Origin of the sequence: Mucilaginibacter sp. (assembly GCF_039921305.1) — a bacterium.
Taxonomy (GTDB): Bacteria; Bacteroidota; Bacteroidia; order Sphingobacteriales; family Sphingobacteriaceae; genus Mucilaginibacter.
The window spans coordinates 1-12,777 of record NZ_JBDSCA010000025.1 but is presented as its reverse complement, the minus strand read 5'-3'; the positions used below and the strand labels follow the sequence as shown (position 1 = coordinate 12,777).

The following is a 12,777-nucleotide window of genomic DNA, read 5'->3' as shown; positions in this document are numbered from 1 at the left end:
ATTTTTCATCACCAGCTATTAATCAAATTGACCTTGTTAACCACTGGTCTTTTATCCTTGCTCCTTGTTCTTTAATCCAAGAGGGGGATAAAGTAAGATATATTTCAGTCTTGGTTCCTGATTCTTATCTCTTGATTCTTCCTCCATGCAATATACGCAAAAACGTGCAGATAACAAAATCAGGAGCTAATCCGCTCAGGTATTCCTAACTATCTTTCGGTCAAACCATACGGCGGTAAGCCCTATCGCAACCAATATAAGATATATAAAATCTGGTGTATTCATAACATTACTTAATTAGATGCCCGCTTAAATGGATAAAATTGTGCACATGTTCGGCAGCTTTAACAATCAGGTGGATAATTTGAACAGCGAGGAAAGTTTTCATATTGTCGTTAGTTTGATGATACAAATATGCCCTGCTAATACTCTTTTGCCCACACCTTTTAGGTGAACGGCACTAAAATGTCGGTGAATGGTAAAAAAAGTGATTTGAAACATTTTTACCGGTATCTTTCTACCGTAATTTTACGTTAAATAAAAACAATTCAGGCTTTACAATACTTGTTACTCGTACATACCCAGATACTTAAAACCAAATTATCATGAAACGCGACATCAACAGCTTAATTGGCTTCAAAATAGCCGCCACCGATGGTGAGTTAGGCACAGTAAAAGATTTTTATTTCGACGATCATTCCTGGACCATCCGCTACCTTATTGTAGAAACCGGTACATGGCTAAATAGCCGTAAAGTATTCGTTTCACCCCAATCTGTACAATCGGGCTTCCGCGATCCCGGAAAGTTCCACGTAAATTTAACTATGGATCAGTTAAAAAACAGTCCATCAATAGATACCGACCTGCCCGTATCGCGCCAGCAGGAAGAAATACTGCATATGCACCACTCCTGGCAAAACTACTGGGATAATAACTTTTTTGGTGGCGGCACAAGCGGCGATACCATACCTGCCGAAGAAATAAACGGCGAAAACGAAACCCCCGGAAAAGAATACAATACCCACCTGCGCAGCGCGGCCGATGTAAGTGGCTACCAGATCCACGCCAGCAATGGCATTATAGGCCACGTAAACAATTTTTTAATTGATGATGATACCTGGCAACTGCTCAATTTTGTTGTTGATACCACCAAATGGTTCGGCGGTAAAAAAGTACTGGTAGATGTAAACTATGTTGAGGCCGTACAATGGTACAATTATATTGTATTTGTAAATATAGATATGGCCCATGTTGAGAACAGCCCCGAATATCACCGACCTCAATAATTTTAGCGATAAAATGGTGGCCTTTATTATTTACTTAACCGTTTTTAAAAACGCCACCATTTTTTCAACCGCTCTGGCACGGTGACTAATGGCATTTTTTTGCTGCATACTCATTTCGGCAAAGGTAATGTTATAGCCATCAGGCTGGAATATGGAGTCGTAACCAAAACCTTTAAATCCTGATCTCTGATGGCGGATAACGCCCTCTACCGTACCATCAAACAGATGCTCTTTACCGTTCCATATCAGCGATATTACCGTTCTAAAACGGGCATGCCTGTTAAAACTAGCCTTAAGTTTGTGCAGCACTTTATCAATATTGGCATCGTGGTTGCCATGCGTACCGGCGTACCGGGCCGAATAAACACCCGGTTCGTTGTTCAGCGCGTCAATTTCTAATCCGCTATCGTCGCCAAAGCAATTGAGTTTGTAATGATTAAAAATGAAATGACTTTTTATGGAAGCATTTTCGGCAAAGGTTGCCCCTGTTTCGGCAATATCAGCGTTACAGCCAATATCATCTAAACTCAGCAAAGTAAAATCGTTACCGGTTTTGGCGGCAACCTCTTCAATTTTATGGGCGTTGTTGGTAGCGAATACGAGTTTGTGCATGGTTACAATACTTTCATTTGTTCCCAAAAGGCTTTGGTTTTATCCCTGTCGCCCATCATTTCGGTAAAATTGTAAGTGTATAACGCTTTTATCCCGCCAAGGTTTGTTAACTGGTTAAGCGCCGGTTTATCCCAACCTGCCAATAAACAAGGAGCGCCTAATAATAGCAAACGGCTTGGTTTAAAATATTCGTTCAGTTGGCTAATGGTGGCGGTGCCGTGTTTATTTATATTTACAATAGCCACGTCATCCAAAGCCAGTTCCTTACGGGATAAGGCGCTTTTTAAAGCCTCAAGGTGCTTCTCATCCATTTGGTCGTTATCCGGATAATGGCACAATATCAAAAACTGTTTGGCATTGCTGCCTAAATAATTAAAATATAAAGCCGGAGCCTCCGCAACAACTATAGGTTGTTCGGTAATTACGGGTTCTGGTTTAGCAGATACAATCGCAGTCTCTTCAATCGCACCTGCTGGCTGTGCCGCCCCGCCATCAAGACTATCCATATCCTGCCTAAGCAGATAAATATCTTCACTTAATAAATATTGCAAGCCGGCGGTGTTATCAATTATCATTTAACAAATTTTAACCAAAAATAGGCAAATTGTTTATACCTTATTCAGCATATTCGCAGCATATAAGTATAACTGAGCGATAGCGTAATTATTTTATGATCAAACTCAATTTATTTTCCGAAATTCGGAGCCTCATATGGTTGGTAAACCTGTGATATATATTTAGAAGAAAACGAGATACATGAGAAAGTTTGGGTTAATCCTATTTATTTTACTGACCACATTAACATTTGTTAAAGCTCAAAAAAGAACCTTAGATAAAATTGCCGGTGTTGTAGGTAGTGGTATTATATTACAGTCCGACATCGAATCGCAATACGCACAATTCCTGGTACAAGGTAATCAGCCTAACCCAAGCATTAAGTGCTACATTTTACAGCAATTACTTACTCAAAAATTACTGGCACAACAAGCCGTTATTGATAGCGTTACCGTTAAAGATGATGAGGTTGATGCCGAGGTTGACCGCCGTATGCGCAGCATGGTTGCCCGCGCGGGTGGCGAAGAACGCCTGGAAGGCTTTTTAGGCCGCTCAATTATCCAATACAAAGACGAGATTCGCCCAGAGATCAAGGAGCAAAAAATTGCCGAAAAAATGCGCCAAAAAATAACCGAAAAGGTAAATGTTACGCCTTACGATATTAAAAAATACTTTGATGCTATCCCAAAAGATAGCTTGCGTACCTATAACAAAGAAGTTGAGATAGGCGCCATATCTATTTCGCCAACTTTAACTGCCGCCGAAAAAAAGTTTGTTAAAGAAAAAGTAGAGTCCTTACGCGCACGGGTTAAAGCCGGAGAAGACTTTGGTAACCTTGCCCGTTTATATTCGCAAGATCCGGGATCAGCAGCCGAAGGTGGCGATCTTGGTTTTGGCGATCGTTCGGGCTATGTAAAAGAGTTTTCGGCCCAGGCCTTTAAATTAAAAGCTGGCGAAATATCGCCGGTATTTGAAACCGATTATGGGTTTCACTTTTTACAGGTTATAGAGCGCCGTGGTGAGCAGGTTCACGTTCGCCACATATTGATCAAACCAGATATAACCCAGGCAAGTTTAGATAGGGCTAAGGCTAAGATAGACAGCGTTTATACTTTACTTTCGGGCAATAAAAAAATCGACTTTTCGAGTGCGGCGGCCTTTTATTCTGACGATAAAGAAACCAAGTTTAATGGTGGTATGATGCTTAACGCTGATAACGTACAAGCGCGTACCACATACATCCCAACGGATAAGCTTGACCCACAGGTTGCTTTGGTGGTTGATACCATGAAGGTTGGCAGTTTATCAAAACCACAATTATTTAGCGCTCAGGATGGAAAAAAATCGTACAAAATTTTATTCCTTAAATCTAAAACCGATGCCCATAAGGCCAACCTGGCACAAGATTTACCTAAGATAAAAGATTTAGCTTACGAGGATAAACTAAACCGCTCGGTAAGCGAGTGGTTTGAGAAAAAACGTAAAGAAACTTACGTGAAGATAGACCCTGAGTTTATGAGCTGCCCGCAACTTAAAATTTGGACAAGCGCCAACCCAACCGCACAGGCAAAATAATTTGAAACCCGATATGCAATACCAGAGCGATGTTGAAGTGGCCGACGCGTTAAAGGCTACTTACGAAAAAATACGTGCCGAAATTGGCAAAGTAATTATCGGTCAGGATGAGGTAGTGAAATCAGTTTTGATCTCTATCTTCAGCAACGGGCATTGTTTATTGGTGGGTGTACCTGGTTTGGCTAAAACCTTGCTGGTGCAAACCGTAGCCAAGGTATTGGATCTGGATTTTAACCGCATACAATTCACCCCCGATCTGATGCCTTCGGACATTATAGGCTCGGAAATATTGGGTGAGGACAGGAATTTCAAATTTATTAAGGGTCCCGTATTCGCCAACATTATTCTGGCAGACGAAATCAACCGTACCCCGCCTAAAACCCAGGCCGCGCTGTTAGAGGCCATGCAAGAGAAATCGGTAACGGCGGCCGGTGTAACACACCACCTGGAACAACCGTTTTTTGTACTGGCAACCCAAAACCCTATTGAACAGGAAGGCACCTACCCCCTACCCGAAGCACAGTTGGACAGGTTTATGTTCAACGTGTTTTTAGATTACCCTACCTTGCAGGAAGAGATACAGGTTATCAAAAATACAACCGGCTCATTAAAACCGGATATCCATAAAGTAATTACCGGTAAGCAAATTGTTTTCTTTCAGCAACTGGTTCGCAACATCCCAATTACCGATCATGTGCTGGAATACGCCGTTAAGCTTGCTGCCAAAACCCGCCCTAACACGGCATTAGCTACAGCCGATGTTAACCGCTTATTAAGTTGGGGAGCAGGGCCACGGGCTTCGCAATTTTTGGTATTGGGTGCAAAGTGCCATGCCGTAATATCGGGCAAATACTCGCCGGATATTGAAGATGTGCAAGCCGTTGCCAAAGCAATTTTACGCCACCGCATAGTGCGCAGCTATCAGGCCGAGGCCGAAGGCATCAGCGCTGATCAACTGATAGAAAAGCTTTTTTAAATTTCTTAAGACATTGACAGGCTGTTGATGAATGCGGTTTTCCGTTCATCAGCATAAACGCCATAAGCATCAATTAATACCCCTTTTAATCCCGACGCACTTTCAATAGCGTATACTACCGAGCTATCTTCCGGGTCGCTGGCACCTTCAAAGCGGTAAACTTCGGTTATCTTTAGTTCCTGCGGATTAAATTGGATGCCTTTTTCGTTGCAAAAAAGGTATTGATCTTTAAAATCAAATTCATCTGTATATCCCCGGTCTTTTAAATTACTTAATGCCTGGGTAACGGTTGCGTAGTTATATTGATCTGCATTCATAACAATTGTGTTTGGTTGATATATCTAAAAGAAAAAAGCCCTGCAATTGTTTTATTGCAAGGCTTTAATTTAACTCAATTTAATCAATAGTTGTTATTTTTTCAAACCTATTTCACGCAAACGCTCATCCAAATATTCGCCGGCGGTAATATCGCTGTACAATTTAGGGTGCTCGGCATCAATGGTCGAATCCAACGAGGTCAGGTCCATCTCTGAGCGTGGGTGCAAAAAGAAAGGTACCGAATAACGTGAGAAACCCATTTTTTCGCGCGGAGGGTTAACTACACGGTGCGTGGTTGATTTTAGCTTGCCATTGGTTAAGCGTTGCAGCATATCGCCAACGTTAACAACCACATCCTCACCCTCAGCTTTTATCGCGAACCAATCGCCATCGCGGGTTAATACTTCCAAACCATCGGCACTGGCGCCAATTAATAGGGTGATCAGGTTGATATCTTCGTGAGCACCGGCGCGTACAGCATCGGGGGGTAAAGCATCCGGATCAAGAATAGGAAAATAATGCAGGCAACGCAAAATGGAGTTGCCATTGTGTATCTTATCCGCAAAATAATCTTCGGGCAAACCTAAATAAACCGAAATTGCTTTTAATACCTCACTACCCGCTTTTTCAAGCTTTTTGTAGATCTCTAAAGTAGTATCGTTAAATTTAGGTAATTCGGTAACCTTTAAATTATCAGGGTACTCTTCTTTAATCGGATCATTATCTGTTATCGTTTGACCAATTTGCCAAAACTCTTTCAGATCAGGAACACGGAAACCTTTCGCGGTTTCTTTACCCTTACTGGTATAACCACGCTGACCGGCAAGCTCAACTTTTTCGTATTTCAGCTTAGTTTCTTCCGGAAGGGCGAAGAGCTCTTTAACCTCACTGTAAAGCTCGGTTATCAGTTCTTTACTTAAACCGTGGTTGGTTATGGTAACAAAACCTGTTTCGTTGAACGCTTTACCAATATCATCCGAAAACTTTTTACGCTGCTCGGCGGTACCGTTTACATAGGTGTCCAGATCCAGACGTGGAATATTTATGCTCATATTATAATCGTTTAGTAAATGTAAAAATATCTAAATCATTTGTTAACCCCTACTAAAATCTCAAAAAAATTCTTCAATACTATATTTTTCTGCAAAATCTGCAAAGTAATGTGACAATACTTTTACGTAAGAAACATTCAGCAATAATAAACGTTATCTTTAATCAAGAGTCAAACCATCAGATTCTAAATTAAACAGAAATCATGAGAACTATAAATAAATTATTAGGGTTAGCCTTTACAGCGCTGTTGCTGTTGATGCTAAAACCCGCCCAAACGCAGGCGCAGCCTGGTGCTGAGGTATCATACCAAACTTTTTACGACGAACTATCACCTTACGGTACCTGGGTAGACGACCCTGATTATGGCGACGTTTGGGTGCCTGATGTTGAAGATGGATTTCAGCCTTACGCAACCCGCGGCCACTGGGTACTTACCGAGTATGGCAATACCTGGGTATCTGATTACGACTGGGGTTGGGCGCCTTTCCACTATGGCCGCTGGAGGTTTGATGATTATTATGGATGGGAATGGATACCGGGCAGCGAATGGGGACCGGCATGGGTTAACTGGCGTACCGGTGGCGATTATTACGCCTGGGCACCATTAGGCCCCCGTATAAGTATTGATATATCATTCGGTAACGATTATAGGGTGCCAGATGATTATTGGATCTGTGCCCCGCGTGCTTATATCAATAGCCCGTATATTTATAATTATTATGTACCACGCAACAGGGTGGTAACCATCATCCGCAATACTAGCATTATTAATAATGTGTATGTAAACAACAACAGGCGTTTTGTTGCAGGCCCACGCCCGCAGGATATTGAGCGCTATACCCACCGCCGCCCGCAAATTTATGGTTTGGGTAATAGCAGCAGGCCGGGTACAACCGTTATACAAAACAACACGGTTAACGTATACCGCCCAACCATCATCCGCAATAACCGTGGTAACGACAGGCCACGCCCTACCCGTGTGGTTGATGCTAATGCTTACCGTAACCAACACCCAGACGCAGGCATTGCCAACAGGAGCAACGGTGCAACCATCAGGCATGAAAATGCTTCCAGATTAGCACAAACCGCCCGAAACACCCAACCTAATAACAACAATAACGGCGTAGTACGTATTAACAGGCCCGGTGCAACAACCCCTCCGGCTAACGGTAATAATAACGGCACTCCGGCTAACAATAATAACAACGGCAATGGCAGGTTTGGCGGTCGTGATGGCAGAAATACTAATGGTGCTCCAAATAATGCTAATCCGGCTAACCATAACAATGGCACAGGTACACAACCTGCACAACCTACAGGCACACCTGCTAATACTACACCTAACAACAACCCTAACGGCAATGGCAGGTTTGGCGGTCGCGATGGCAGGAATACTAACGGCGCCCCAAATAATACTAATCCGGCTAACCATAACAACGGCACCGGTGTACAACCGGCACAACCTACTACGGGCGCACCAGCTAATACTACGCCGAATAATCCAAATAATGGAAGAGGCACACGTGGGAATGGTACAACTCCCCAAGCGGCTCCGGCTAATCAACCCGAGGTTAAGCCTGTGGTAGTACCTAATAACCCTAACCCAACAACGCCTAACCCTGATAATGGCAGGTTTAACCGCAGCAAGAACAGGCCAAGTACGGCAACCCCAAATACTCAGCCACGCCAGCAATCTCCTGCGGTACAGCCACAACAACAAAATCAAGATCAGGCAGCTAAACAACAGGCCGATCAGCAAGCGGCACAACAACGCCAACAGCAAGAGCAGGTAAGGCAGCAACAAATGCAGCAGCAGCGCCAGCAACAAGAGCAGGCAAGGCAACAACAAGCGGCACAACAACGTCAGCAGCAGCAACAACAGCCGCAGGCTCAACCGCAGCAGCAGAGGCCACAACCGCAGCAGCAGCAGCAACAAAGGCAGCAACCACAGCCGCAGCCTCAGCCGGAACAGCAAAGGCCACAACAACAGCCTCAGCAGCAGCGGCCACAACGGCAGCCACAACAACAAAGGCCGCAGGCACAGCCGCAACAACAAAGGCCACGGCCGGTTGTAGTTGAGCAAAAGAAAGAAGATAAACCGCCAATGTAAGGCACAGGTAAAAAGCTTCCCATAAAGGGGAGCTTTTTATTTAATTTGCCACCTTTAGTATGATTTTGTAATTACCTTCGTTTATATCAGTTACCTATGAAGAATACCTTTAAATTTTTGCCGCTTATGGTGGCTCTGTTAATGTTATCGTTTACCGGCTTTGCACAAAATAAAGCAACAGGTAAAACCGAGATCCATTTTATTGAAGATGCCTGGACACAGGCTCTTAAACAAGCCGCGGCCCAAAACAAATATATTTTTGTAGATGCTTACGCCACCTGGTGCGGCCCCTGCAAAATGCTGAAGACTAAAACCTTTACCAATAGCGAGGTAGCAGCATTCTATAATAAGAATTTTATCAATGTATCTATTGATATGGAAAAAGGTATGGGACCGCAACTGGCTAAAGAATGGCAAATGCAGGCTTACCCTACACTCATTATCTTTTCGCCAAAAGGGAAACCGGTATTGGGCACCGTTGGGTTTATCCAACCTGATATGCTATTGAAGTTTGGACGTGAGGCTTTGGCTAAAAAGATATAACAAATAAAAACACTATAAAAAGCAAAGGCGATAGTTAACTATCGCCTTTGCTTTTTATGTTTTCAACGCTTTTAAGCGTAGCTATTCAGCATAACCGGCATAACCAGCATCAGTACATCTTCATTCTCATCGCCGCCTTGTGGCAGTAATAAACCGGCACGGTTAGGGGTCGACATTTCTAAGGACACTTCTTCGCTACCCAGGTTTTTCAGCATCTCGATCAGGAAACGGGCGTTGAAACCTATCTCCATATCCTCTCCTTCGTACTGGCAGCTTAAACGTTCGTGGGCTTCGTTAGCAAAGTCGATATCTTCTGATGAGATATGCAGTTCGCTACCGTTAATTTTTAAACGTACCTGGTGGGTAGTTTTATTGGCATATATGGCCACACGGCTCAATGAACCTAAAAATGCTTGCCTGTCAATTAATAACTTATTGGGGTTAACCTGCGGGATAACAGCTTCGTAATCCGGGTAACGCTCGTCAATTAAACGGCAAACCAGGTTAATGTTAGCAAATTTAAAAAACGCACTGGTGTTATTATACTCAATAGAAACGTTGGCATCGCCTGGTAAAGATGATTTTAACAGGTTCAACGCTTTCTTTGGCAATATGAAAGATGTTGTACTGGCAGCCTTAGCATCCTTACGGCGATAGCGAACCAATTTGTGGGCATCAGTTGCAACAAAGGTTAACGAGTCGGTTGTTAACTGGCAGAAAACGCCTGTCATGGCCGGGCGTAACTCATCGTTACTTACCGCGAATATGGTTTTGTTAATGGCTTCGGCTAAAACAGAAGCGGCTAAGTTTACTTGTGAAGCATTTTCCACCACAGGTATCTTAGGGAAATCGTCGCCGTTTTCGCCGCTTAGTTTGTATTTGCCGTCGCCGGCATTAATTTCTATAGCGAAGGTTTTATCGTCAACCGAGAAAGCGATAGGCTGCTCCGGTAATGATTTCAAAGTATCCATCAAAATACGCGACGGGATAGCCACACGGCCATTCTCCTTAGCTTCGACAGTTAAAGAGGTGGTCATACTGGTTTGAAGGTCAGTAGCCGATATGGTCAAAGTACCATCCTTGATCTCGAATAAAAAATTCTCCAGTATGGGTAATACAGTACTGCTGCTTAAAGCGCCGCTAACGGCCTGTAGTTGTTTAAGCAAGGTTGATGTCGAAACAATAAATCTCATATTCTGTTGGTATTATCTATCAAAAATAGAAAAATTAGCGTGCATACTTCCGTCTGCGGATATAATGTTGAAAAATAGCAAATATTAACACCAAAGCAATGGGTAAAATGCTATTTATTAACTGCCATTTTAACTTTTCGGCACGAATGCGGGGGCGATCGAGTAATCGTAACTGAATTTCTTTATTGCGAAGCTCGATGAGTCTGGAATCATCGGTCATGTAATCGGCAATATTGAGCAGCAGGTTTTTATTGCCGTATGATTGTTGCGTGTACCTGTCGAACCCTAAAGGGAATGGTGAGCCATCGCTGGCTACCTGATTTTTAAAGATATCGCCATCGCTCAACACGATCATCTTGGTGGGCTGGCTTTGCTGCAATACCGGTATCTGTTCGTTAACGCTATCGGGAACGGGGCGGAAACGAAAATTAGATATAAAAGTACCTTCTAACAATACCCCGGTAATTTTAGCCGGACTTTGAAAATCTTTAGGCTCGGGTACCTGCTCTATCATTTGCAGCGATACCGTGTGCGGCGATGTGAGTTTTTTATTGAAAGTTGATGTAGACAGCAACACTGTTTTTTGTGTCCCCTTAACGGCGAGGGTATCTATGGTGCTTACAAACTCGCTGCGTACCTCCAGATTTTTAACCAGCGGATGTTTTATTACAGGCACAAATATGGGATAGAACAACCAGGGAACCAGTTGCATTTGAGGCTGCCCGGCTACACTGCCGGTGTTGATGGGGATCTGGGCGCAGCTCATGTCCAGTATCAAATCGTAATTGATGCGGATGCCGTAGCGGAAAAGTTGATCATCCAGGTTGAGTTGTTTATTAAATGCCAGTTGTTCGTTCTGGTGATGGCGCATGCTGTCTAACTCGGCACTTACCTGGTCAATACTCCACAATATTTTTCCGCCGCGCATTAGGTATTGGTCGAGCTTAAATTTTTCGGCTTCGGTAAAGGCTTTATCGGGTTTGGGTATAATGAGCAGTTTTATTTTTTTCAGGTTAGCAAACGGGATAGTTTTGAGGTTAACCCGGCCCACCAAAAAACCATCAGACAGGCTGCGCATGGCATCATTCAATTGTAGATCAGTAAGTTCGTGATGCCCTTCGGTAAAACCAATTTCGGGCTTACCATCGGCTGTTACTTTTTTAATGGCCGATGTAAAAGCATATTCCAGGTTTTGGATAGAGTTGTTTAACTGATCATCGTAAGATACCCCCGTGCGGGTTTGTAAAAGCTGAACCGGAATCTGTTTATCATCGCACGATACGATGGCCGCCGGGAAGATGATCTTTTGCGTAAGGCCGTTATCGTTCTTCACGCTCAGGTTGGTTGGCTCGATGCCCTTGGTTTGCAAATCGCGGATGGCTTGCCGCTGTTGCTCCTGGTTCATCCCCGCAAGGGGATCAACAAACTCAAACTCCAGTTTGCGTTTGGAGTAAGCCTGCATATCCAGCAGCATATCGCGCGTGGCGCCTTGCAGGCGTTTAAAGCCCGATGGCATATCGTTACCTTGCAGGTATACGGTTACTTTAACCACTTTGGGCATACTATCCATCAGGCTTTTGCTAATGGGGCTTAGGGTGTAGCGCTTCTCTTTAGTAAAATCAAAACGGGTAAAAAAACTTCCCGAAAGGAAATTGACCAGAACTATCGCTATTAAGCAAATGGCTATCTGTGTTAAGTCGCGCTTTTTGTTGCTGCTTACCATTTGCGCCCTCCTGTTATAATTTTGGTAACGACAAGAAAGAGAGTGATGAAGCTTAGGAAGTAAACCAGATCGCGAGTATCTAACACTCCCCTGCTAATGGACTGGTAATGCTGATTGATACCGAAATTTTGCAATCCGAAGCTTTGAAGCGATAATAAGCTGCTCAGAGAATCTAATCCGCTAAAAGCGATAAAAGATAAAAAAACGGCTATAGTGAAAGCTATAATTTGATTGCTGGTAATGCTGGAGGCAAACAAGCCTATGGCTACAAACGCGCCTCCCAATAAAAACAAGCCGATGTATGAGCCAATAACGGCGCCCGTATCAATATTGCCCTGCGGCGCACCCAAATTATAAACAGAGTAATAGTAAACCAGTGTTGGCAGCAAGGCGAATAGCACGATGGCTAAACAAGCGAAGTATTTACCTAATATGATTTGCCAATCGGTTAGGGGGCGGGTGGCGAGTATTTCGAAGGTTCCTTCCTTACGTTCCTCAGCTAAAGAGCGCATGGTGATGGCCGGGATAAGGAACATAAATAAGTACGGTGCTGTGCTGAACAGGCTATCCAAACCGGCATAACCGTATTCCATGATGCTCGACTCGGGGAATACCCACAGAAACAGCCCCAATACCAACAGGAATGCCCCGATGGTAACGTAGGCTACCATAGAGCTGAGGTATGAGGTGATCTCTTTTTTGAGGATGGTTAGCAATTGGATATTGAGTTATTTGTTATTGAGTTATTCCGGCTCCGCGCGTCATTGCGAGGTACGAAGCAATCCCTAACTGTACAGGGCGAACTTGCATAGTTTGCTTGTCCTAAAGAGATT

12 protein-coding genes are annotated in these 12,777 nt (G+C 43.6%); 5 read left to right on the top strand and 7 right to left on the bottom strand.

From position 1 onward, the window contains the following. Positions 1 to 605 precede the first annotated feature (605 nt). Positions 606 to 1,286, top strand: a complete 681-nt coding sequence (locus tag ABIN91_RS07015) for a PRC-barrel domain-containing protein (protein WP_348049901.1) — start codon at positions 606 to 608, stop codon at positions 1,284 to 1,286. A gap of 30 nt (positions 1,287 to 1,316) precedes the next feature. Here the strand turns inward: ABIN91_RS07015 and rdgB are convergent, their stop codons facing one another. Together rdgB and ABIN91_RS07005 are read right to left on the bottom strand one after the other, a co-directional pair. Next, positions 1,317 to 1,898, bottom strand: coding sequence for an RdgB/HAM1 family non-canonical purine NTP pyrophosphatase (gene rdgB / locus ABIN91_RS07010; protein ID WP_348049899.1), 582 nt, complete (start codon positions 1,896 to 1,898; stop codon positions 1,317 to 1,319). Positions 1,899 to 1,900: 2 nt separating this feature from the next. Continuing rightward, positions 1,901 to 2,473, bottom strand: coding sequence for a hypothetical protein (locus ABIN91_RS07005; RefSeq protein WP_348049897.1), 573 nt, complete (start codon positions 2,471 to 2,473; stop codon positions 1,901 to 1,903). A gap of 181 nt (positions 2,474 to 2,654) precedes the next feature. Here ABIN91_RS07005 and ABIN91_RS07000 point away from each other — a divergent pair, with 181 nt between their 5' ends. Together ABIN91_RS07000 and ABIN91_RS06995 are read left to right on the top strand one after the other, a co-directional pair. Next, on the top strand, positions 2,655 to 4,028 hold the full coding sequence (locus tag ABIN91_RS07000; RefSeq protein ID WP_348049895.1) for a peptidylprolyl isomerase: 1,374 nt from the start codon (positions 2,655 to 2,657) through the stop codon (positions 4,026 to 4,028). Between the two features lie 13 nt (positions 4,029 to 4,041). Further along, positions 4,042 to 5,004 carry a MoxR family ATPase gene (locus tag ABIN91_RS06995; protein WP_348049893.1) on the top strand — a complete coding sequence of 321 codons (963 nt, stop codon included), beginning with the start codon at positions 4,042 to 4,044 and terminating at the stop codon, positions 5,002 to 5,004. Positions 5,005 to 5,009: 5 nt separating this feature from the next. Here ABIN91_RS06995 and ABIN91_RS06990 read toward each other — a convergent pair whose 3' ends face one another. Both ABIN91_RS06990 and ABIN91_RS06985 read right to left on the bottom strand, forming a co-directional pair. Beyond that, a complete protein-coding gene (locus ABIN91_RS06990) occupies positions 5,010 to 5,321 on the bottom strand; it encodes a phosphoribosylpyrophosphate synthetase (protein WP_348049891.1) in 312 nt (103 codons plus the stop codon). 93 nt (positions 5,322 to 5,414) lie between these two features. After that, complete coding sequence (locus ABIN91_RS06985; RefSeq protein ID WP_348049890.1) at positions 5,415 to 6,374, bottom strand: 2-oxoglutarate and iron-dependent oxygenase domain-containing protein; 960 nt, start codon at positions 6,372 to 6,374, stop codon at positions 5,415 to 5,417. 203 nt (positions 6,375 to 6,577) lie between these two features. On the opposite strand from ABIN91_RS06985, the gene ABIN91_RS06980 reads away from it, so the two are divergent. Continuing rightward, entirely contained in the window at positions 6,578 to 8,485 is a 1,908-nt protein-coding gene (locus ABIN91_RS06980) for a DUF6600 domain-containing protein (RefSeq protein ID WP_348049888.1), read from the top strand. Between the two features lie 96 nt (positions 8,486 to 8,581). After that, positions 8,582 to 9,028: a thioredoxin family protein gene (locus tag ABIN91_RS06975; protein ID WP_348049886.1), complete on the top strand. Its 447-nt coding sequence runs from the start codon at positions 8,582 to 8,584 to the stop codon at positions 9,026 to 9,028. Between the two features lie 71 nt (positions 9,029 to 9,099). Here ABIN91_RS06975 and dnaN read toward each other — a convergent pair whose 3' ends face one another. The 3 genes from dnaN to gldF are packed head-to-tail and all read right to left on the bottom strand — an operon-like array spanning position 9,100 to position 12,660. Next, on the bottom strand, positions 9,100 to 10,221 hold the full coding sequence (gene dnaN / locus ABIN91_RS06970; RefSeq protein ID WP_348049884.1) for a DNA polymerase III subunit beta: 1,122 nt from the start codon (positions 10,219 to 10,221) through the stop codon (positions 9,100 to 9,102). Positions 10,222 to 10,255: 34 nt separating this feature from the next. Then, positions 10,256 to 11,944 carry a gliding motility-associated ABC transporter substrate-binding protein GldG gene (gene gldG / locus ABIN91_RS06965; RefSeq protein ID WP_348049882.1) on the bottom strand — a complete coding sequence of 563 codons (1,689 nt, stop codon included), beginning with the start codon at positions 11,942 to 11,944 and terminating at the stop codon, positions 10,256 to 10,258. Beyond that, positions 11,938 to 12,660, bottom strand: coding sequence for a gliding motility-associated ABC transporter permease subunit GldF (gldF, locus tag ABIN91_RS06960; protein WP_348049880.1), 723 nt, complete (start codon positions 12,658 to 12,660; stop codon positions 11,938 to 11,940). Before gldF ends, gldG begins: the two co-directional genes overlap by 7 nt. Between the last annotated feature and the right edge of the window lie 117 nt (positions 12,661 to 12,777).

Bases quoted from the DNA above. Each gene is read 5' to 3' on its own strand.
- ABIN91_RS07015 (WP_348049901.1), top strand. From the start codon at position 606: ATGAAACGCGACATCAACAGCTTAATTGGCTTCAAAATAGCCGCCACC.
- rdgB (WP_348049899.1), bottom strand. From the start codon at position 1,898: ATGCACAAACTCGTATTCGCTACCAACAACGCCCATAAAATTGAAGAG.
- ABIN91_RS07005 (WP_348049897.1), bottom strand. From the start codon at position 2,473: ATGATAATTGATAACACCGCCGGCTTGCAATATTTATTAAGTGAAGAT.
- ABIN91_RS07000 (WP_348049895.1), top strand. From the start codon at position 2,655: ATGAGAAAGTTTGGGTTAATCCTATTTATTTTACTGACCACATTAACA.
- ABIN91_RS06995 (WP_348049893.1), top strand. From the start codon at position 4,042: ATGCAATACCAGAGCGATGTTGAAGTGGCCGACGCGTTAAAGGCTACT.
- ABIN91_RS06990 (WP_348049891.1), bottom strand. From the start codon at position 5,321: ATGAATGCAGATCAATATAACTACGCAACCGTTACCCAGGCATTAAGT.
- ABIN91_RS06985 (WP_348049890.1), bottom strand. From the start codon at position 6,374: ATGAGCATAAATATTCCACGTCTGGATCTGGACACCTATGTAAACGGT.
- ABIN91_RS06980 (WP_348049888.1), top strand. From the start codon at position 6,578: ATGAGAACTATAAATAAATTATTAGGGTTAGCCTTTACAGCGCTGTTG.
- ABIN91_RS06975 (WP_348049886.1), top strand. From the start codon at position 8,582: ATGAAGAATACCTTTAAATTTTTGCCGCTTATGGTGGCTCTGTTAATG.
- dnaN (WP_348049884.1), bottom strand. From the start codon at position 10,221: ATGAGATTTATTGTTTCGACATCAACCTTGCTTAAACAACTACAGGCC.
- gldG (WP_348049882.1), bottom strand. From the start codon at position 11,944: ATGGTAAGCAGCAACAAAAAGCGCGACTTAACACAGATAGCCATTTGC.